Origin of the sequence: Ralstonia sp. UNC404CL21Col (assembly GCF_000620465.1) — a bacterium.
GTDB classification, from domain to species: domain Bacteria; phylum Pseudomonadota; class Gammaproteobacteria; order Burkholderiales; family Burkholderiaceae; genus Ralstonia; species Ralstonia flatus.
Genome location: NZ_JIBE01000004.1, coordinates 981,217 through 1,002,533, shown reverse-complemented (window position 1 = coordinate 1,002,533; position 21,317 = coordinate 981,217). Strand labels below are relative to the sequence as shown.

17 protein-coding genes are annotated in these 21,317 nt (G+C 65.5%); 15 read left to right on the top strand and 2 right to left on the bottom strand.

The window, feature by feature from the left end:
- Positions 1–69 precede the first annotated feature (69 nt).
- The 3 genes from N511_RS0112540 to N511_RS0112530 are packed head-to-tail and all read left to right on the top strand — an operon-like array spanning position 70 to position 4,685.
- The gene (locus N511_RS0112540; RefSeq protein ID WP_027679617.1) at positions 70–1,410 is read left to right on the top strand and encodes an MFS transporter; all 1,341 of its coding nucleotides are present in this window, start codon (positions 70–72) and stop codon (positions 1,408–1,410) included.
- Between the two features lie 3 nt (positions 1,411–1,413).
- The gene (locus tag N511_RS0112535; RefSeq protein ID WP_037026644.1) at positions 1,414–3,330 is read left to right on the top strand and encodes a sensor histidine kinase; all 1,917 of its coding nucleotides are present in this window, start codon (positions 1,414–1,416) and stop codon (positions 3,328–3,330) included.
- Positions 3,327–4,685, top strand: a complete 1,359-nt coding sequence (locus tag N511_RS0112530) for a sigma-54-dependent transcriptional regulator (protein WP_051530917.1) — start codon at positions 3,327–3,329, stop codon at positions 4,683–4,685. Before N511_RS0112535 ends, N511_RS0112530 begins: the two co-directional genes overlap by 4 nt.
- Here N511_RS0112530 and N511_RS0112525 read toward each other — a convergent pair.
- On the bottom strand, positions 4,682–5,482 hold the full coding sequence (locus tag N511_RS0112525) for a YhfC family intramembrane metalloprotease (protein WP_027679614.1): 801 nt from the start codon (positions 5,480–5,482) through the stop codon (positions 4,682–4,684). The genes N511_RS0112530 and N511_RS0112525 overlap by 4 nt on opposite strands.
- A gap of 123 nt (positions 5,483–5,605) precedes the next feature.
- Between N511_RS0112525 and N511_RS0112520 the strand changes: the two genes are divergently transcribed.
- From N511_RS0112520 to N511_RS0112490, 7 genes are all read left to right on the top strand, one after another.
- Positions 5,606–6,046, top strand: coding sequence for a surface-adhesin E family protein (locus N511_RS0112520; RefSeq protein WP_027679613.1), 441 nt, complete (start codon positions 5,606–5,608; stop codon positions 6,044–6,046).
- A gap of 108 nt (positions 6,047–6,154) precedes the next feature.
- The gene (locus N511_RS0112515) at positions 6,155–8,836 is read left to right on the top strand and encodes a PAS domain-containing protein (protein WP_027679612.1); all 2,682 of its coding nucleotides are present in this window, start codon (positions 6,155–6,157) and stop codon (positions 8,834–8,836) included.
- A gap of 445 nt (positions 8,837–9,281) precedes the next feature.
- Positions 9,282–10,442: an ABC transporter substrate-binding protein gene (locus N511_RS0112510; RefSeq protein ID WP_027679611.1), complete on the top strand. Its 1,161-nt coding sequence runs from the start codon at positions 9,282–9,284 to the stop codon at positions 10,440–10,442.
- 130 nt (positions 10,443–10,572) lie between these two features.
- Positions 10,573–11,454, top strand: coding sequence for a branched-chain amino acid ABC transporter permease (locus N511_RS0112505; protein WP_027679610.1), 882 nt, complete (start codon positions 10,573–10,575; stop codon positions 11,452–11,454).
- A gap of 10 nt (positions 11,455–11,464) precedes the next feature.
- A complete protein-coding gene (locus N511_RS0112500) occupies positions 11,465–12,373 on the top strand; it encodes a branched-chain amino acid ABC transporter permease (RefSeq protein ID WP_027679609.1) in 909 nt (302 codons plus the stop codon).
- Between the two features lie 7 nt (positions 12,374–12,380).
- Positions 12,381–13,178 (top strand): ABC transporter ATP-binding protein, encoded by a 798-nt coding sequence (locus N511_RS0112495; protein ID WP_027679608.1) that lies wholly within the window; start codon positions 12,381–12,383, stop codon positions 13,176–13,178.
- Entirely contained in the window at positions 13,175–13,900 is a 726-nt protein-coding gene (locus N511_RS0112490) for an ABC transporter ATP-binding protein (RefSeq protein WP_004632384.1), read from the top strand. Before N511_RS0112495 ends, N511_RS0112490 begins: the two co-directional genes overlap by 4 nt.
- Before the next feature lie 108 nt (positions 13,901–14,008).
- Here the strand turns inward: N511_RS0112490 and N511_RS0112485 are convergent, their stop codons facing one another.
- Positions 14,009–14,881 (bottom strand): LysR family transcriptional regulator, encoded by an 873-nt coding sequence (locus N511_RS0112485; RefSeq protein WP_027679607.1) that lies wholly within the window; start codon positions 14,879–14,881, stop codon positions 14,009–14,011.
- 205 nt (positions 14,882–15,086) lie between these two features.
- Here N511_RS0112485 and N511_RS0112480 point away from each other — a divergent pair, with 205 nt between their 5' ends.
- From N511_RS0112480 to N511_RS0112460, 5 genes are all read left to right on the top strand, one after another.
- A complete protein-coding gene (locus tag N511_RS0112480) occupies positions 15,087–16,085 on the top strand; it encodes a quinone oxidoreductase family protein (RefSeq protein ID WP_027679606.1) in 999 nt (332 codons plus the stop codon).
- 127 nt (positions 16,086–16,212) lie between these two features.
- Positions 16,213–16,530: a YciI family protein gene (locus N511_RS0112475; RefSeq protein WP_027679605.1), complete on the top strand. Its 318-nt coding sequence runs from the start codon at positions 16,213–16,215 to the stop codon at positions 16,528–16,530.
- Positions 16,531–16,582: 52 nt separating this feature from the next.
- Positions 16,583–17,986 carry a ClcB-like voltage-gated chloride channel protein gene (locus N511_RS0112470; RefSeq protein WP_027679604.1) on the top strand — a complete coding sequence of 468 codons (1,404 nt, stop codon included), beginning with the start codon at positions 16,583–16,585 and terminating at the stop codon, positions 17,984–17,986.
- A gap of 284 nt (positions 17,987–18,270) precedes the next feature.
- On the top strand, positions 18,271–20,499 hold the full coding sequence (locus tag N511_RS0112465) for a TonB-dependent receptor (protein WP_027679603.1): 2,229 nt from the start codon (positions 18,271–18,273) through the stop codon (positions 20,497–20,499).
- A 48-nt stretch (positions 20,500–20,547) separates the two neighbouring features.
- On the top strand, positions 20,548–21,234 hold the full coding sequence (locus tag N511_RS0112460; RefSeq protein ID WP_027679602.1) for a Fe2+-dependent dioxygenase: 687 nt from the start codon (positions 20,548–20,550) through the stop codon (positions 21,232–21,234).
- The last annotated feature ends 83 nt before the right edge of the window (positions 21,235–21,317 follow it).

Genomic DNA, 21,317 nt, shown 5'->3' with positions numbered 1-21,317 from the left:
TCGCGCACGCAGCCAAGTGTGCCGACATGTCACAAGCAAAGGTCGCCGCCAACGCTCCAAGGAGACACCATGACGCAGCCTCAGGCTGGCGCGGTCACGGGCGAGTTGTCGCCCACGCACGCCCCCACCAAAGACACTCCCGCAGATGTTCGCCGCCGTCTGCGTTCCATCTTTTCCGGTTCGGTTGGCAATCTGGTCGAGTGGTACGACTGGTATGTCTACTCGGCGTTTGCGCTGTACTTTGCCAAGTCGTTCTTCCCCAAGGGCGACCAGACCGCGCAGCTGCTCAATACCGCGGCGGTGTTTGCGGTGGGCTTTCTGGCGCGTCCGGTGGGCGGCTGGCTGATGGGCATCTACGCCGATCGGTACGGCCGCAAGCGCGCGCTGTTCTTCTCGGTAGTGCTCATGTGCGCCGGCTCGCTCATCATCGCGCTCACACCGAGCTACGCGACGATCGGCGTGGCGGCGCCGGTGCTGCTCGTGCTGGCGCGGCTGCTGCAGGGGCTGTCGGTTGGCGGGGAATACGGCACCTCGGCCACGTATCTGAGCGAAGTCGCCAACAAGGAAAACCGCGGTTTCTATTCGAGCTTCCAGTACGTCACGCTCATCGCTGGCCAACTGACGGCGCTGGCGCTGCTGATCGTGCTGCAGCAGTTCGTGCTGTCGCCGGCGCAGCTTGAGGCGTGGGGCTGGCGCATTCCGTTCTTCATCGGCGCGCTGTGTGCGCTGGTGGCGATGCGGATGCGCTCGCACATGGAGGAAACGCAGTCCTTTACCGCCGCGAAGGCCAACAAGAAACGCGGCACGCTGTCGGAGCTGGCCAAGCATCCGCGCGCCGTCGCGACGGTCGTGGGCCTGACAATGGGCGGTACGGTGGCGTTCTACACGTACTCGATCTACATGCAGAAGTTCCTGGCCAACACGGTCGGTCTGTCGAAGGACCAGGCGACGCTGGTGTCCGGCGCCACGCTGCTGCTCTTCGCCATGCTGCAGCCGATCGTGGGCGGGTTGTCCGATCGCATCGGCCGTCGTCCGATCCTCATTGCCTTTGGCGTGCTGGGTACGCTCTTCACCGTGCCCATCATGACCGGCATCAGCCAGACCACCAACGTGTGGATGGCGTTCTTCCTGATCATGGCGGCGCTGGTGATCGTCTCGGGCTACACGTCGATCAACGCGGTGGTGAAGGCGGAGCTGTTCCCCGCAGAAGTCCGTGCGCTGGGCGTGGGTCTGCCGTATGCGCTTACGGTGTCGATCTTTGGCGGCACGGCGGAGTACATCGCGCTGTGGCTCAAGCAGGCGGGCCACGAGTCGCTGTTCTATTGGTACGTGACGGGCACCATCTTCCTGTCGCTGTTGGTGTACGTGTTCATGCGCGATACTCGCAAGCATTCCCGCATCGAACATTGACCCATGTCGCCAACCGACGGCCACGCCGACCTTGCCCCACCCGCACGCGGGCGAGGGTGGCGCGTGGCCGTCGCGCTGGCCATGGCGGCGTGCTGCGCGGCGGCGGGTTGGGGCGCTTACGCCATCGCCCTGCAACGCTACGTTGCCGCGCGTGCCGAAGAGGCCGGCCAGCGCACGACTTTCTACGCGCAGAATCTGCGCAGCACGCTGGCGCGGTATGAATCGCTGCCGAGGCTGGCTGCGTTGGAGCACGTGCTGCACGTCGCGCTTCTGGAGAACCCCGAGGCCGGCGACGCCGTTCCGCGCCGTGCGGCCAACGCCTATCTGAAAGAAGTCCAGGCGGCCACCGACTTGGCTGCCGCTCATCTGATCAATACGACCGGCCTCACGATTGCCGCCAGCAACTGGGACTTGCCGACCTCGTTCGTCGGCCAGAACTACGCATTCCGCCCGTACTTTGTCGAAGCCATGCGCGAAGGGCTGGGTCGCTTCTACGGCGTCGGCAACACCACGGGCGAGACGGGCTATTTCGTCGCCGCGCCCGTGCGCGAAGACAACACGCCGATCGGCGTGGTGGTGGTGAAGGTCAACCTCGATGCGTTCGAGGCCACGTTGTCGCGCAGCGGCGATACGGTGCTGCTGGTGGATCGCCACGGGGTGATCTTCCTATCGTCCGTACCGGAGTGGAAATACCGCACGCTCGGCACCTTGAGCGCGGACCAGCGCGCCGCACTCGACGCGACGCGCCAATACGCGCCGCACATCCTCGCGCCGCTCGGCATGAACGACGGGCAAGGCGCGAGCGTACCCTTTTCTGCGGACCAGCCGCCGCAGACTGTGCGCGTGGCGTTGCCCGGAAAATCGGTATCGACACTGCGTGTGCAGTACCGCCCAGTGGGCCTGCTCGGCTGGCAGGTCGCCGTGCTGATCGACCCGCGCGACGAGCAGCGCACTGCGCTGGTGGCCGGGGCCAGCGCGGCGTTTGCGATGGCGCTCATCTTTGCGGTGCTCGTCGCTTTGCGTTTGCGTCAGCGTCGGCGCGAAGAGCAGCACCGCGCGCGCGCCGCACTGCGCGAAGTCCAGCGCGACCTGGAAGCGCGCATCGCCCAGCGCACCGCCGAGTTGACGTCTGCCAATACCGCGCTCGCCGGCAAGGTCGAGGCGCTCGACGCTGCGCAACGCATCCTGCGCGAAACGCGCGATGCCGCCGTGCAGGCCGGCAAGCTCGCCGTGCTTGGCCAGATGGCCGCCGGCATCACGCACGAACTCAACCAGCCGCTCACCGCGCTCACCACGCTGTCCGACAACGCCAACCAGCTTGCCGAGCGCGGCCGCATCGACGAGGTGCGCGGCAACCTCACGCACATCAGCCAACTTGCCGAACGCATGGGCCGCATCGTTTCACACATCAAGGCGTTCTCGCGCAAGGGCGATGCGGCACGCGCAGCGGTGTCGGTGGACGAAGCCATCCGCCAGGCGCTGATGCTGATCGAGACGCGTCGCCGCCAGGCCGGCGTCACCGTGGTGATCGAGCCGGTGCCGGCAGACCTTGCTGTGTGGGCCAATGCCGTGCGGCTCGAGCAGGTGCTCGTCAACCTCATCCGCAACGCCATCGACGCCACCGCCGAGGCGCCCGCTGCCGGATCGGCGATCGTGCGCGTGAGTGTCGAGGCCATCGAGAAATGGGTACGCATCACCGTGCGCGACTGCGGCCCGGGCATTCCCGCCGATGTATTGCCGCGTCTGTTTGAGCCGTTCTTCACCACCAAGGACGATGGTCAGGGCCTGGGGCTCGGGCTGGCGATTTCGCTGGCGATCATCGAAGACTTTGGCGGCCGGCTCGAAGGTCGCAATGCCAGCGACGGCACGCCGGGCGCAGAATTCATCATCGAGCTTGAACGCGTTGTGAAACCCACATGACTGAACACGGCACGCCCGATCCTTCCCCCATCGACCACGCGCCCGTCTTCCTGATCGAAGACGATGATGTCGTGCGCCTGGGCTGCGAACAGGCACTCTCGCTGGCCGATGTGCCGGTGCAGTCCTTTGCCGATGCGGAAAGCGCGCTGGCTGCGCTTGCCACGCAGACGCCGGCCGTGGTCGTCACCGACGTGCGCCTGCCCGGCCGCGACGGCCTGGCCGTGCTGCGCGAGATGCTGCAGCACGACCGCCAGTTGCCGGTCATTCTCATCACCGGTCATGGCGATGTGACGATGGCGGTGGCGGCCATGCGCGCCGGCGCCTACGACTTCATGGAGAAGCCGTTCCACTCAGAGCGCCTCGTCGACGTGGTGCGGCGCGCGTTGGAAAAACGCCGGCTCACGTCCGAAAACCTGCGTCTGCGCGAAGCGCTGCAGGGCCGGCAGGCGTACCCGTTGATCGGGCAGAGCGCCGTCATGCAGAACGTGCGCCGGCTCGTCACGGCACTGGCACCGACCGATGCGGACATCCTCGTCACGGGCGAGACCGGCTCGGGCAAGGAAGTGCTCGCGCGCGCCATTCACGAAGGCAGCCGACGTCGCGGCCCGTTCGTCGCACTCAACTGCGCGGCCTTGCCCGAATCCGTGTTCGAGAGCGAGATGTTCGGCCACGAAGCCGGCGCCTTCACGGGCGCCAACCGCCGCCGCATCGGCAAGATGGAATACGCCGATGGCGGCACGCTGTTCCTGGATGAAATCGAATCGATGCCGCTGGCGTTGCAGGCCAAGCTGCTGCGCGCGCTGCAGGAACGCAGCATCGAACGGCTGGGCAGCAACGCGAGCGTGCCCGTCAATTGCCGTGTGGTGGCCGCGGCCAAGGTCGATTTGAAGGAGGCATCCGATCACGGCCAGTTCCGTGCGGACCTGTATTACCGCTTGAATGTCGTATCGATTGCGCTGCCTGCGCTGCGTCAGCGTGCGGAAGACATTCCGCTGCTGATGGCGCACTTTCTGCAACAGGCCGCAGTGCGCTACGAGCGCCCCGCGCCCGACTGGTCTGCGCAGGACATGATGCGCTGGCAGCACCACGACTGGCCCGGCAACGTGCGTGAACTGAAGAACGTGGCCGAGCGTTTTTGCCTCGGATTGGACGATGGCCTGGTGGCGTCCGAATCGAGCCAGCATTCCCTGGCCGGACGCATGATGGCAGTCGAACGCGCCACCATCGAAGAAGCGCTGCGCGCCACGGAGGGGAACGTTGCGCGCGCGGCGGATTTGCTGGCCGTGCCGCGCAAGACGCTGTACGACAAGCTCAACCGGCACGGCATCGAGCCGGACCGGTTCCGCAGTAGTTAGCGCAGCGAAGATTCGCCGATCCTGCGGCCGCCCTGCGGGGGCCAGCACGTTGCTGCCAGCAGCACGGCGGCCACCGCGTAGATCGCCTCGGTCACCGCCAGGGGCAGCACATGCACCTGGTACAGCGCAGCCGGCAAGTCCGCCAGCGCATGCAGCAGGACCGCCAGCACGACGATCACAAAACGCCGCTGGCGCACCGCGTGCCACACCACCAGCGTGAGCGTGAACTGGATCAGCATCGCCGCAACGCGCTCGCTGATCGCACCGAGCGCGAGCCACGGCGAAAGCTGCGCGAGCATGGCGTGAATCGTCCCGGTCATGGCTTCGGCGCCGCTGGCCGCGAGGCGCGATTCCAGCTCGCCCCGGTTGGAGGCAATGCCGAACATCACCATCTGCGCCTGCGATGCCGCACCGACCAGCCAGGCCTCGATGCCCGCGTGCCCGAGCGCGTAAGCCACGGGTGTCGCGGCGCCTCCGGGCTTGCGCACGAGAAAACGCAGGCCGAGCCAGCGGCCGCTTTCCTCGAACACACCGGCCATCAGCGCGCCGTAGATGACGAACAGCGCAGGCATGCGCAGCCAATGCGCCGTCGTCGGATTGAGTTGCAGCAGATACAGGTGCAGCGTGCGCTCCAGCACCAGCGCAAACACGACGAACACGGCTGCGCCCACACCGATGTCGCGCCACGCCAGGTCAAAGCGCCGCCGCAGCCAGAACCACGCGACGACCGGCACGCTGGCGATCAGCAAGGCCGCGGCAGCGTGGGAGACGAGGGCAGACAAAGCAACGGTGGGCATGGCGGATGGCGGTTGGAGCGATCGAATTGGGCCGCATGCTACCTGAGGGGCCAGGCGCGAGTCTTGCGGATCGATTGTTACAATACGTGCCTGCGGCAGCAGTGCCGCTTCTTGGCTTTTGATATGGCAGGACGGACGGTCGTGAAACGCATGATGTGGCGGTGGATCTGGATATGTGGTGTCGGCGTCGGCGCTTTCGGCATGGCGGCGTCTGCCCAGGCCGCACGCTGGCACGAGTACCTGACGACCACCTCCGTTGTGGCTTCCATCGACCGCACGTCGCTGCGCTCCAGCCGCACAGGTCACAAGACATTTTTGGCGCGCACCGTGCTCAAGCGCAGCGAACGTCGCGCCCACGGCGCCCGCTATCGGCCGGGCACGGTCATCCTCTCGCGCCAGGAGATCGACTGCCACCGCCAGCGCATTCGCCTGGTCGACTACGTCGTCCGCGGTCCAGATGGCGCCACGCTCGATAGCGACACCGCAGCCGGCGCACACTGGATGCGCATCCGCTCCGGGACGCTGGCGTCGCGCTCGGCCGCTTACGTCTGCGGCCGCCGCTAGACGCCACGGCGGCTCGACAATGACCGGCGGGCAGCGCACTATGGTGTCTGCCCTCCCACTACAACAAGACGCCGGCCGCGAGGGGCGCCGGTGCCAGCCGACCGTCCGATGAAACTGACCCTGAAGTCGCAGGCGGCCATCATGGCGACCGTCATCAGCGTGACGGTGGTGAGCCTGTTCGGCTGGTCGCAACGCGAGCCGATCCGCCGCGAGGTGATGGCGCAGATCAAGGTGCAGCAGACGGCCCTCGTCAAGGAGTCGGCGGAAGACCTCAAGCAGCGGCTGGACACGTATCTCGGCGTGCTCGAGCGCACCGCGCAGCAGATGCGCACTGTGCGATTCAACAGCCCTGTCGAGGAAGCCGCGTTCTACCAGTCCATCCAGCCGGTAAGCGGCCTGTTCGACGGCGTGTTCCTGGCCTCGGCCGACGGCAAGGTGACGACCACCTCGACGCGCCGCGCGAGCGTGGTCGGCATCGACATTTCGGATCGGGACTACTTCAGGCAGGTCATGGTGGTCGATCAGCCGACCATCTCCGCACCGCTGCGCAACCGCGTGGGCGGCGAGCCTATCGTCATCATGGCCGCGCCCGTGCATGATCGGGATGGCAATCTCGTCGGGCTGATCGGCGCGTCGCTGTACCTGCTCAAGCCGAACTTTCTGGGCGATCTGCGCGACATGCGGGTGGGCCAGACGGGCCATGTCTATCTGGCCACGCGAGGTGAGAACCCGGTCTATATCGTGCACCCCGAGGCCGACAAGACGCTTGCACCGCTCGATGCCGATCCGGAGGCCGCCGCAGCCTTCCGCGCGGACCCCGATGCGCTGCCCGAGCGCGGCGGCGACGTGGTCACCACGCAAGACATCATCGCCGCTGGTTGGACGCTCGCTGCCGTGTTGCCCGGCGCCGAGGCCAACCGGCAGCTCTTCCTCATGCGCCAGCGTTTTCGGTGGTCGCTCCTAGTGCTGGCGGCGCTGATCGGCGTGTCGGTGTGGGCGGCGATGCTGTGGCTGCTGCGCCCGCTCGGCCGGCTGCATGCCGCCATGACGCAGCTCTCCGCCACGGACTTGCGCAATGCGCCGCCGCTTGAGCGGCTCGGTGCCTCAGCCGAAATCGACGCGGTGTCGACGGCGTTCCACAGGCTGATGGGCGAGGTCGTCCGGCAGCGCGCAGAACTGGAAGCCGTGAACGACGCCTCCCCGCTCGGGCTGTTTCGCTCGGATGCGGACGGCCGGACCGTCTATACCAACGAGGCGTATCGCCGCCTGCTCGGCGCCACGCATGAAGAGGCGCTGGCCGACGTATGGCTGGCGCGCCTGCATCCGGACGACCGCGATGCCATCATGGCCGGCTGGCGCGATGCGGTCGCGCGCGGGGCCGGCTACCACGCCGAGCAGCGCGTGATCGTGCCGGGTCTCGGCGAGCGCTTGCTCGTTGTTACGACGGCACCGGTGCGGGTGGATGGCGAGGTGGTCGGCCACGTCGGGGCCATGGAAGACATCACCGTCCGGGCGCGTGCGCAACAGGCGTCGCGCGTGCTGACCAAGATCCTCGATTCGACCACCGACTTTGTCGCGCAGAGCGACATCCAGGGCAACGTCACGTACATGAATCCGGCCGGCCGCCGCTTCGCCGGCATCCCGCTGGACGCCAATCTCGAAGGCCTGACCGTTGCAGACTTCTACCCGCCCGAGACGATGGGCTGGCTGCGCGAGGTGGCCGTGCCGGCAGCTGCGCGCGATGGCGTCTGGATTGGCGAAACCACGGTGCGTGGCGCCGAAGGTCAGGTCGTCCCGATCAACCACATGATCATCGCGCACCGCGATCCGGCCGGACATATGGAGTACTTCTCGTCCGTCATGCGCGACATCACGCAGGACAAGGCCGCCAAGGAAGCGCTGCAGCGCAGCCGCGAAACGCTGCAGACCGTGACGGATGCGCTGCCAGCGCTGGTGGCCTTCATCGACACCGACGAGCGCTTCCGTTTCCTGAATGCCGCCTACGAGAAAGCGTACGGACGCTCAGCCTCGAGCATGCTCGGACAGACGCTGCGTGAAGTCGTGGGTGACGACGCTTACAGCCTCCTTCGTGATGCGTTGCGGCGCGCGCTGGGCGGCGAGACGATGGTCTTCGAGCGCGAACTCCGCGGCCGCGATCTGTACCGCTGCGAAGAGGTCAGCTACCTTCCGCAGTTCGACGCGCAAGGCCGCGTGGCCGGCGTGCATTCGGTCACGCTCGACATCACGGAGCGCAAGAAACAGGAGCTGCGCCTGCGCGCGCTGACCACCACCGACCACCTCACCGGCCTGGCCAACCGCGCCGGCTTTGAAGAGCGTTTGCTGGCGGCGCTCGACCAGGCGCGTGTGACCGGATCCACCGGCGCGCTGCTGCTGGTCGACCTCGACGGCTTCAAGGTCGTCAACGACACGCACGGACATGCCGTTGGCGATGCGCTGCTGCGCACCTTCGCGCAGCGCCTGGCGCGGGCGGTGCGCCCGTACGACGGCGTGGCGCGCTTTGGCGGCGACGAGTTCGCCGTCATCCTGGAGCACCTGTCGCACCCGGACGACGCGAAGACGGTTGCGGCCAATATCCTCTCCGCATGCAACAAGCCGTTTCGCTTGCGCGAGGCGATGGTGCAGGTCGGTGCGAGCATCGGGATCGCGACTTTCGACGCGCGTACGTTGGCGCAAAGCGCTGTCTTCGAAGCCGCCGATGAGGCGCTGTATGAAGCCAAATCGCGCGGCAAGGGATTGTTTGTCAGCGCCGACGAGCTGTCGACGGGCTGATTTCGCAGCGCCGCACGGCACGCAGAAACGGGTACGCTCGGCGCCGATCCGGCGGTATTGCGCAGGCAATATTGCAACGCAACATCGGCCCCCCAGGCCGGGCGGCGGACAATCCCCTATCGCACGGTCGTGCGCTTTCCGGTAAAGTCCCGCGACTGACTGCACGCGCCGGCCACCCCGGCGCGTCGCACAAGAGCGCTGCACCCATGGCGCCTTCGCTTCACACTCCGACGCACTTTCGGTGCGCGCATGCCCGATCCGGCATCGCTCGCCCGGCTGGTCTTCCGCCGTTTCGCCAACGTTGTCATGCGTGGCGCGAAACCGGCAGGCGAGCGTCCGGACGCGATGCAGGGCGCATGCGGGGGAGCGACGGTGTTGGGCCAGCGCATCTTCGAGACGCATCGCATTCAAGCAATCGCGACGGACAAACAAGGAGCAGGTTCGCATGCAAAAAATGATCAAACGGCTGCTGTTGACGGCAGTGGCTGCGGGGGCGGCAATCGCAACGGGCACGACATTCGCGGCCCAGGACATCAAGATCGGTGTGGCAGAAGCGCTGTCGGGCGGTGCAGCCCAATACGGCGTGGCCATCCGCAACGGCTTCCAGCTGGCGGCTGATGAGATCAACGCTGCAGGCGGCATCAACGGCAGCAAGATCGCGCTGGTGATCGAAGACGAGCAGGGCAAGAAGGAAGAGGCCATCAACGTCTTCAAGAAGCTGATCTTCCAGGACAAGGTGGCGATGGTGTTCGGCCCCACGCTGTCCAACTCGGCCCAGGCGGCTGACCCGATCGCGCAGGCTGCCAAGACGGTGGCCTTCGGCACCTCCAACACCGCAGACGGCATCACCAGCATCGGCGATTTCGTCTTCCGCAATTCCGTGACCGAAGCCGATGTGCTGCCGGCCACCATCCAGACCGTTGTGAAAAAGGCCGGCGTGAAGAAGGTTGCCGTGCTGTACGGCAACGACGACGTCTTCACCAAGAGCGGCTACGACAACTTCAAGAAGGCCCTCGAAGACCTGAAGATTCCGGTCACGACCACCGAGACCTTCGCCAAGGGCGACGTGGACTTCAAGGCCCAGCTCACCAAGATCAAGGCGACGAACCCGGATGCGATCGTGCTGTCGGCGCTGATTGCCGAAGGCGGTCCGATCATGGTGCAGGCGCGCCAGCTTGGCCTGAACGTGCCGGTCATCGGCGGCAACGGCATGAACTCGGTCAAGGTGTTCGACCTGGCCAAGGACAAGTCCGACAACCTGTGGGTGGGCAGCCCGTGGTCGATCGAGAACCACACGCCCGAGAACAGCAAGTTCATCACCGCCTACACCACCAAGTACAAGGCAGCGCCGGACCAGTTTGCGGCGCAGGCGTATGACGCCATGTACATCGCGAGCAAGGCGCTGAAGACGGTTAAGTTCAGCGGCAACCTCGAAGCCGACCGCAAGGCAATCCGCGATGCACTGCCGGCAGTCAAGCACACCGGCGCGACGGGCGCGTTTGCCTTCCGCCAGGTCACCGCGCGTGGCAAGCCGGCCGGCTACGACGCCGTGCAGACGCCGATCGTGAGCGTGACCAAGAACGGCAAGTACACGATCGAGAAGTAATCTTCGGTTCTCGTTGAAACCCTTTGAACGAGACAGGCGGGGCGTAGCTAAACCTACGCCCCATCGCTTTTTTTGTGGCTGCCCGGTGACTGCCTTGGTCACGTTCGGCCGCACCTCACTCTGATTCATCATGCTGGAACAGCAACTCGTCAATGCGCTGTCGCTCGGGTGCGTGTATGCGTTGTTCGCCCTGGGGTTCACGCTGGTTTTCGGCATCCTGGGCGTGATCAACCTGTCGCACGGCGCGGTCTTCATGCTCGGTGCCTATGCGGCGCTGCAGGTCGTTCTCCACTTCGAGCTGCCGCTCTGGGCCGCACTGGCCGTGGGCTTTGCCGTGAGCGGCGTGGCCGGCCTCATCATCGATGTGCTGCTGCTGCGCCCGCTGCGCCGCCGCAACGCGCCGCACCTGATCCCGATGATTGCCACCATCGGCGCGGGCATCGCCATCAACAACGCCATGCAGGGCGTGTTCGGGGCCGAAAACCTGCGCTTCCCGGCCGGGCTCGTCTCGGATGCCTCGCTGGATCTGGGCGGCATCCACCTCACCCCGCTGGAGCTGAGCATCATCGTGCTGTCGTTTGCACTGATGGCCGCGCTCATGCTGCTGCTCAAGCGCACGCAACTCGGCCGCGCGCTGCGCGCGATTGCGGAGTCGCCGAAAGCCGCCGCGCTGCTGGGCATCAATGTCGAAGGTCTGTTCCTGCTGACCTCGTTTGCAGCGGCCGCGCTGGGCGGATTGTCGGGCGTGCTGATCGGCCTGTACTCCAACGCGGTCTTCCCGTTGATGGGCCAGCCGATGCTGCACAAGGGCATCGCGGTCATCATCCTCGGCGGCCTGGGCGATATTCGCGGCGCGATGCTGGGCGGGCTGTTCCTCGGGTTTGCCGAGGTGCTGTCGGTGGCCTACATCGGCTCGACCATGCGCGACGCGGTGGCGTTCGGTCTGCTGTTCCTGATCTTGCTGGTGCGGCCGCAAGGGCTGTTCGGCAAGGTGCTGGAACGCAAGGCCTAAGGAGACCGACATGGAATGGTTCGACAATTTCTGGTCGGTCTACAGCAACCTGGTGCTCACGCTGGGCATCAATGCATTGCTGGCGCTGTCCATTTACCTGACGTTGTCGTGCGGCCTGCTCGCGATGGCGAATGCGGCCTTCATGGGCATTGGCGCGTACACGGCGGCGCTGCTGACGATGAACGCCGAGATGCCGTTTTCCGTCGCGCTGCTCGGCGGCATGGCGGCGCCGGCCGTGGTGGCCGTGGTCATCGGGCGGCCGACGCTGCGCCTTTCGGGCGTGTATCTGGCCATGGCCACGCTGGGTTTCGGTGAGGTCGTGCGCGTGCTGATCCTGAACACCGAGAACTGGACCGGCGGCGCGCTGGGCCTGAACGGCATTCCGCAATTGACCGAGTGGTGGCATGTGGCGGTGGCCGTGTTGGCGACGCTGTTCGTGCTGGCACGCATGCGTCGCTCGAAGGTGGGCCGCGCATTCGAGGCCATCAAGGAAGACGAAACCGCTGCAGGGCTTATGGGCATCAACGTGGCCGGCACTAAGCTGTTGGCCTTCACGCTGGGTGCGGCCATCGCCGGGTTGGCCGGTGCACTGAATGCGCACCTCACGTTCTTCATCGGCCCGAACGAATTCGGCTTCGACCGCGGCGTCGAAATTCTGACGATGACGATTCTGGGCGGCACGAATGGCCTGACGGGCCCGGTGCTGGGCAGCCTGATCCTGTCGCTGCTGCCGGAGTTGCTGCGTGCGTTCAAGGATTTCCGCCTGGTCGTCAACGGCGTGATCCTGATGGTGATTGTGCTGTTCCTGCCCAAGGGCATCTGGGATCCGGCGCGTTTCGCGCGCTGGTTCGGCATCAAGCGCGGCGGCACCATGCCTGGCACGGCCGCCACCCCGGCTGCTTCCAATGAATCGCACTGAGGCCGCCATGCTGAAACTCACTTCCATTTCCAAGCGCTTTGGCGGCCTGTCGGTTTTGCAGGACGTCAACATTGAAGTGCCGCAAGGCAGCATCTTTGGCTTGATCGGCCCGAACGGCGCCGGCAAGACGACGGTGTTCAATCTGATCACGGGCCTGCTGGCACCCACCGGTGGCTCGCTCACGTTCAACGGCGATAACCTGGTCGGCAAGAAGCCGCACCAGATCACGCAGATGGGCATCGCTCGCACGTTCCAGAACATCCGCATCTTCAAGGAGATGACGCTGCTGGAGAACGTCGTGGTGGGCATGCACCGGCATCTGGACTACGGTGCGCCGGGCCTGCTGCTCTCGCTGCCCAAGTATCGCGCCGCCGAGCGCCGCGCGCGCGACCGTGCGCTCGAGCTGCTCTCGTGGGTCAAGCTCGACCACAAGGCGCATGACATTGCCGACAACCTCTCGTACGGCGACCAGCGCAAGCTCGAACTGGCACGCGCGCTGGCGACCGAACCCAAGCTGCTGCTGCTCGACGAGCCCGTCGCCGGCATGAACACCGGCGAGAAGGTCGACCTGATGGCCGAGATCGAAAACATCAAGGCGCGCGGCTACACGATCTTCATGATCGAACACGACATGCGCTTCGTGATGGGCCTGTGCGAACGCATTGCCGTGCTGAACTTCGGCCGCATCATCGCTGAAGGGCCGCCCGAAGCGATCCGCAACGATCCGCAAGTCATCGAGGCGTACCTGGGCCGCGATGACGACGATGAAGCGAACGGCAATGCCGCGCAGAAGGAGACGGCATGACCACGTTGCTGGAAGTCAAAGGGCTGGACGTGTCGTACGGGCACATCGCAGCCGTCAAGGGCATCGACTTTGCACTCAAGGCCGGCGAGATCACCTCGCTGGTGGGCGCAAACGGTGCGGGCAAATCGACCACGCTGCTGGCGCTTTCGGGCCTGATCCCGAAGTCGCAGGGTGATGTGCGCGGCCAGATCCTGTTCGAAGGCGAAGACGTTACGCAGTGGTCTGCCCACAAGCGTGTGGAACGCGGCATCGTGCAGGTGGCCGAAGGGCGCGCCACGCTCACCACGATGACCGTGCGTGAAAACCTGGAGCTGGGCGCCTACACGCGCAAGGACAAGGGCCAGATCGCCTCCGACCTGGAGCGCGTATTCCACCTGTTCCCGCGCCTGAAGGAGCGCATCGACGGTCTGGCCGGCAACCTGTCGGGCGGCGAGCAGCAGATGTTGGCCATCGGCCGCGCGCTGATGGCGCGCCCGCGCGTGCTGCTGCTGGATGAACCGTCGATGGGCCTCGCGCCGATCATCGTGCAGGAGATCTTCCGCATCCTGCGCACCATCAATGCCGAGGGCCTGACGATTTTCCTGGTCGAGCAGAACGTGCGCCAGGCGCTGAAGATCGCGCAACACGGTTACGTATTGGAAACCGGCGAGATCGTGTTGGCTGACAGCGGCAAAAACCTGCTGGGCAATCCGCGCGTGCTCGAAGCCTACCTGGGCGGCTGAGCGTTTCGAACACGCCTCGGCATGCAACATTGCCGAGGCGCAAGAACCGCATATCCATTGGGTTTGCGGTTCATTTTCATCCCAAAGCGTACCCGTTTCTGCGTACGTTCAATTCCCCGCCAAAACGTGTCGCTGTGCCTCGAACAGCGCGATCAATGCGTCGGCTACGGCCCGCACGCGCGGTGATCGTCGAACGTCAGGATGGATCACCAACCAGATTTCTCGATGCAACGCAGGGTCGTCGATGGGCAATCGGCGCAAAAGCGTACCCGTTTCTGCGGGCGCGCCGAGCAGGTGAGGCAGCGCCGCGACACCCAGTCCGGCCAGCGCCGCCTGGTGCATCGCGGCCAGATCACTGCAGCGTAAAACCACGCGACGTTCGCCTGCGTAGTTGTCCAGCCAGCGCTGCTGCGGGACGTGACGCAGGTTTTCGTCGTAGCCGATGAATTCCCATTCGGATTCGGGGCGAGCGAGCACTTCTGCGGTGGCGTACAGACCGTAGCCGAGGTCGCCCAGCGGCCGTGTCGCCAGGGCCGATGAGGTTGGGCGTGACAAGCGCACTGCCAGGTCGGCTTCGTGCGCCATCAGGTTGGCGTTGCGTTTTTCACCCAGCAGCACGAGGTCGATGCCGGGCCATTGACGGCGCAGCGTCGCCAGGTTGGGCGCGATGACGTGGCTGGCCACCGTGGGCGGCGCAGAGATACGCACCGTCCCGCGCAAACTGCCCGCGCCTGCAGCGGCACGAGCAAAGCCGGCCGCTTCCTGCTCCATGCGTTCAGCGCGCTCGGCCAGCGCGTTGCCTTCGGCGGTCAGGCGCCAGCCGCGCGGCAGGCGGTCGAACAGGCGCACGCCCAGGGATTGCTCCAGTGCGTCTGCGCGCCGCGCCACCGTGGTGTGTTCCACCGCCAGTCGCCGCGCAGCAGCCGACAGGCTGCCCTCGCGCGCGAGCACGAGAAAGTAGCGCACGTCATCCCACTGCAACGAAGAAGAAGGTTCGGCCGCTGCCGCACGCGCCAAGGCACGCGCATTTTTTGGCCGACCTGGGCTTTTTTGCACAGAAGCTGATCGGTTTTTGTGAATTCCCGGGTGATTCTGAACGGATTACGCTTGTTTCACAACGTGACGAACGCAGTACCCGTCATCGACGAATCCAAAAAGCGTACCCATTTCTGCGAGGACTTCTGCCATGCATGCCAAGGTGATCCAACTCCGTGAACCCGGACCAGCATTGGGTTTGCGGGCCGCCAACCTGATGTTGCCGCCGCCTGGGCCGAATGCGTTGACGGTGCGGCACACGGCCATCGGCGTGAACTTTGTCGACGTGTATCACCGTACCGGCTTGTATCCGGTGGCCGCGTTTCCGGCGGTGCTCGGAGTGGAGGCCGTCGGCGTGGTACAAGCGATGGGTACGGAGGTGCGCGGCTTTGTGGTGGGCCAGCGCGTGGCCTGGGCTGGCCTGATGGACGGCGCGCCCGGCGGCTACGCCAGCCACCGCAACATCCCCGCGGAGCGGGCGATTGCCTTGCCTGATGCGCTGGATGACGAAACCGTGGCGGCCACGTTGGTCCGCGGCATCACCGCGCACATGCTGCTGACGCGGGTACGGCAGGTGCGCGCCGGCGATACGCTGCTCGTGCATGCGGCGGCCGGTGGCCTGGGCGCGTTGCTGGTGCAGTGGGCCAAACGTCAGGGGGCGCGCGTGATGGGCACGGTCGGCAGCGAAGCGAAGGCCGCCGTCGCCATCGGCCACGGCGCGGACCACGTCGTGCTGCATCGCCAGCAAGATGTGCGCGAAGCCGTGCTCCAGCTCACCGACGGGGAAGGTGTCGACTACGTGATCGACGGCATTGGCGGCGCCATGCTGCAGACCTCGTTGGCGGTGACGCGGCCCTTCGGCATGGTGGCGAGCATCGGACAAGCAGGCGATGTCGGCAACGCCCAGACGAATGCCGTCGATCTTGCGGCGCTCGGGCCATCGCGATCCATTGCGCTGGCGCGGCCGGGTGTCATCCGGTACATGGCCGATCTGTCGAACTACCGGACCGGGGTGCAGGCCGCCTTGCAGCGCATGCTCGATGGCGTGCGCGTGCCGGTGGGCGGTACCTACGCACTCGAAGACGCCGCTGCCGCACACGCTGCACTGGAGGCCGGACAGACCGTCGGCGCGTTGCTCTTGCGCCCTTGAGAACCCTGCGCGGCGAAGGGTTTCCGCGCAAAGCGTACCCATTTCTGCGGGACACTGAGCGTGGTTGTTTCACGCCGCCGGGTCTCGCGTTTCGAAGGTGTTACCTCATCCCATAAGGAGCCATCGCATGCTGTACCTGATTCTTTTCAACTACACCGCACCACTTGAAGCGCTCGATCGTGTGCTGCCTGCGCACCGCGCGCATCTGGACGCCCACTATGCGAGCGGCCACTTCCTGATGTCGGGGCCGTTCTTCCCGCGTGAAGGTGGTGGGATCCTGGCGCGTGCCGAATCCCGCGAAGAGATCGACGCCATCGTCGCGCGCGATCCTTTCGTGATCGAAAACCTCGTGCAGGTGCGCGTCATTACGTGGGGCCCGAATCGTCGCAGCGCAGACACACCGCAGGCGTGGTTGCCAGACGCCGTGGTCGCGACATCGACTTAAAACCGGCGCGGCGCCGTCGCTATCATGTCGACCTGTCCTGATGTGAATCGACATGACCGACACGCCGCCGCCTCAACCGGATATGCCGCGCCAGCCATGGTGGCGGCGCGCGATTGCCCGACTGCCCTTCGGTCGCGAGCATCTCGTGTTTGTGATTGCCGGGCTGATCGGCTGCGCGGGTGCCTTGTCGACGATCCTGTTTCGCGAATGCCTGCGGCAACTGCAATGGTGGCTCTCAGGTACGGACCAGGGTTTGGTGGCCACGGCGCGGGCGCTGCCTTGGTGGGCGCGACTGCTGGTGCCGACCGTGGGTGGACTGCTGGCCGGTATCACGCTCCAGGTCGGCCTCAAGTGGATTCCGCGAAAAGGCGCTGAAGACTATATGGAAGCCATTGCGGTGGGCGATGGCGTGCTGAGCGCACGGCAGAGTCTGGTACGGAGTGCGTCGTCGTTGTGCTCGGTGGCCAGCGGCGCATCGATCGGGCGCGAAGGGCCGATGGTGCAGCTGGCGGCAATGTGCGGCTCGCTGGTCGGCCGTGTGCTGCGGCACTGGACCGCCGTGCCAGTGGAGCAATTGCGTCTGCTGGTCGCCTGCGGTGCCGCTGCCGGCATTACGTCTGCCTACAACGCGCCCATCTCGGGTGCGGTGTTCGTCTGCGAAATCGTGTTTGGTGTCATCACCACGGCGACGCTCGGGCCGCTGCTGGTGGCGGCGGTCACCGCTGACATCGTCGTGCGCCAATTCTTCGGCTACGGGGCCGTTTACGAGATGCCGCACTTCGATTTCGTTTCCGGCTGGGAAGTGCTGACGTATGTGGGCCTGGGTCTGGCCGCGGGGATGGCGGGGCCGCTGCTGCTCGGTTTGATCGACCGCGCGCGCGATGCGTTTGCACGTACCAAGCTGCCGCTCACGTTGCGATTGGCTGCCGGCGGGCTGATCGTTGGTGCGCTGTCCACGGGCGTGCCCGAGGTCTGGGGCAACGGCTACAGCGTGGTCAATGCCTTCCTGCACGAGCCATGGCTGTGGCAGACGGTGGCGCTGGTGCTGATCTGCAAGGTGGTGGCGACGGCGTCGAGTGCAGGTTCCGGTGCGGTGGGCGGTGTGTTTACGCCCACGCTGTTTTGCGGCGCTGCATTGGGTTTGCTGTATGGCACAGGCATGCACGCGCTGCTGCCGGATGCGGCGCCGGTGCCGGTCAGTTACGCCGTGGTCGGCATGGGCGCGCTGCTGGCCGCGACCACGCACGCGCCGCTCATGTCGATCCTGATGATTTTCGAGATGACGCTGTCGTACCAAGTGGTGCTGCCACTCATGCTGGCCTGCATTACCGGCTATGTGACGGCCCATGCAGCGCGCGCGCCGTCCGTGTATGCGCGTGCGCTGGCGCGCAATCGTGAGGACACGGGCGACAATGCCGGGCACCTTCCAGCGTCATCAGACGGCACGCAGAAATAGGTACGCTTTAACGCTGATCGATCGCTCCGTCATAGACATTGCGACGCGACAAGCTTGCCTTGTCAGCTAAATCGAAGAAAAAGCGATTGATAGATTGCTTTTTGGTGTGCGTTTTCGGGAACTTTTAGGCGATACTGCGACAATTTGTTGCTGTTGCGAATCGTTATCATTTATATTTGCGTCCGCAATACGTAGTGCGCTCTCGTGCACGGCGGCACGGGCGCAGGAGGGCGTTCCGTCCCGGCTGGCACTCAATAGAAGAGCGCCGCCGGAGAAACCACGCAATGAACCGCCGCACGCCCGTCGCCAGCGCCCTGTTGGCCCTGTTTGCCACGCCCACCGTCGCCCTTGCCCAGCAGGCCACGCTTGCGCAGGCACCCGCTACCGCCACGTTGCCGGAAGCCGTTGTAAAGGGCGCCGCCCCGCGCGACGACTACAACGCCGCCAAAAGCTCCATTTCCAAGCTGCCCGAGAACCTGCGCGATGTGCCGCAATCGGTGACGGTCGTGCCCAAGGCGCTGACCGATGCGCAAGGCGGCAGCTCGCTGGCCGATGCGTTGCGCAACGTGCCCGGGATCACCATCGGTGCGGCCGAAGGCGGGCAGATCGGCAACAACATCAACCTGAACGGTTTCTCTGCGCGCACCGACATCTACCTCGACGGCTTCCGGGATCGCGGCCAGTACTACCGTGACCTGTTCGCCCTCGATTCGGTGGAAGTGTTGATGGGCCCGTCGTCGATGCTGTTCGGCCGCGGTTCGACGGGCGGCGTCATCAACCAGGTGACGAAGAAGCCGAAGCTGAAGGCCGCCACGGAAATCACCGGTTCGGTCACCACCAACGGCCTGGTGCGTGCCACCGCCGACGTCAACACGCCGACGTCGGACACTTCGGCCTTCCGCATCGCCGCGATGGCGCAGAACGGCAAGACGAGCACGCGCGACGAGATGACTGCGCAGGATTTCGGCATCGCGCCGTCGTGGCGTTTCGGCATCGGCACACCGACCGAGGTGACGCTGTCCGCGCTGCTGCAGCACAACCGCGACATGCCCGACTACGGCCTGCCGAACCTCAACGGCCACCCGGTCAACGTCAGCCCCAAGACGTACTATGGCTACACCGATGACCGCACCACGCAGGACGTGGCGTCGTTCTCGGCCAATATCGATCACAAGTTCTCGCCCAACCTGCGGCTGCGCAACCAGACGCAGTTCAACTACGTGCAGACCGACGCGCGCGAGACAGCGCCCAACGCGGTGGGTACGGTCAATTCGTCGGGCGTGTTCACGGCGCTGACCAACAGCAATCTGCCGCTTTCGGCGCTGTCGGTGCGCCTGCAAAGCCACGACCGCCGCATCCGTGATTACTCGTTGTTCAACCAGACCGAGCTGACGGCCAAGTTCGATACGGGTTCGGTCAAGCACACGCTGCTGGTCGGCACCGAGTTCGGCCACGACGGCTACGACAACCAGAATTACTATCGCAACGGTTCGTGCAACGGTACGCCGCTGGCGCAGTCGAGCATGACGAGCGGCTTTGTCTCGTGCGAGCCGCTGGTCAGCCCGAGCTACACCACGTCGCCGGCGAGCACGCCGTCGAGCCTGGGCAACCTGCAGGGCGGCTCGGCCAACACGGTGGCGGCGTACTTCAACGATTCGATCGAATTCACCAAGCAATGGAAGGCCGTCGCCGGCCTGCGCTATGACCGCTACGTGGCGAGCATTTCGAACTCGCTGAATGCGGCGAACACGCCGGCGTCGGCCAAGATCACGGCTCTGCCGTACGCGCAGCAGACCGTGAACTTTGTCAGCACGCGCCTGGGCGGCATCTGGCAGCCGACGGACTGGCAGTCGTACTACGTGTCATACGGCACGTCGTTCAACCCGTCATTGGAACAACTCGTGGGCACCACGGGCCAGCAGGGGTTGGACCCGGAGAAGAACAAGTCGTACGAGGCGGGCGGCAAGTGGGATCTGCTCAACGGCGACCTGTCGGTCAGCTCGGCGCTGTTCCAGATCACCAAGGACAACGCCCGCACGCAGATCGACAGCACGACGTACACCTCGGCCGGCAAGATCCGCGTGCGCGGTGCGCGCCTGGGTGCGACGGGCCACGTCACCGACAAGCTGCAGATCTTCGCGGGCTATACGTACCTGGACGCGCAGATCGTCAACGGCATCGCCGCGGGCACGCAGGGCATGACGCCGGCCAACACGCCCAAGCACGCCGCGACGGTGTGGACGAGCTACGCCTTCCTGCCGAACTGGGAAGTGGGCGCAGGCGCGTTCTACATGTCGCAGCGCTACGCCAACAACACCGACACGGTGCAGGTGGGCGGCTTCGTGCGCTGGGATGCGATGCTGGCCTACCACCAGCCGAAATACGACGTCCGTCTGAACCTGTTCAACGTGTTCAACAAGACGTATTACGATGCGCTGATTCCGTCCGATGGCGGCCGCGCCGTGCCGGGCACCGGCCGTGCGGCGATGCTGTCGGTGGTGTATCGGATGTAATGGCTGGGGGATGGGCCCTCGGCCGCATCCCCGTTTTCTTAGAGCGCCATGCTTGTCTGCATTCCGAACGTCTTCAACGCCGCGCAGGTGGCTGCACTGCGCGATCTGCTCGACAACGCGGGCGACGCCTGGGTGGATGGCCGCGTGTCGGCCGGATATTCGGGGGCGCCGGTCAAGGTCAACCAGCAGATCGATGAGGGCGCGGAAGTGGCCCTGCAGTGCCAGCAGCTCATCCTGAGCGTGCTGGAGCGGCACCCGCGCTTCATCAGCGCGGCGTTGCCCAACGTGGTGTACCCGCCGATGTTCAACCGCTACGGCGAGGGCATGACCTTCGGCGCGCACGTCGATGGCAGTGTGCGCATCCACCCGCACAACGGCACAAAGCTGCGTACCGATATCTCGGCCACGCTGTTTCTGTCAGACCCCGCCAGCTACGACGGCGGCGAACTGCAGATTGAAGACACGTATGGCATGCACAGCGTCAAGCTCAATGCCGGTGACTTGGTGATCTATCCGGCAACGAGCCTGCATCAGGTGACGCCCATCACGCGCGGGGTGCGCGTGGCGAGCTTCTTCTGGATCCAGAGCCTGATTCGCGACGACGCGCAGCGCGCCATGCTGTTCGACCTGGACAACGCCATCCAGACGCTCAACCAGACCGACGCGGATGCCACCGCGCGTCGCACGCTGATCGGCGTGTATCACAACCTGATGCGGCAGTGGAGCGAGACCTGATCTGAGCGTGCCGCGCCGCATCGGGGATGGCGCGGCGCAATGTTCATGAGCGCCGCGCGATGGGGCTCATGAGGCTGACTCGG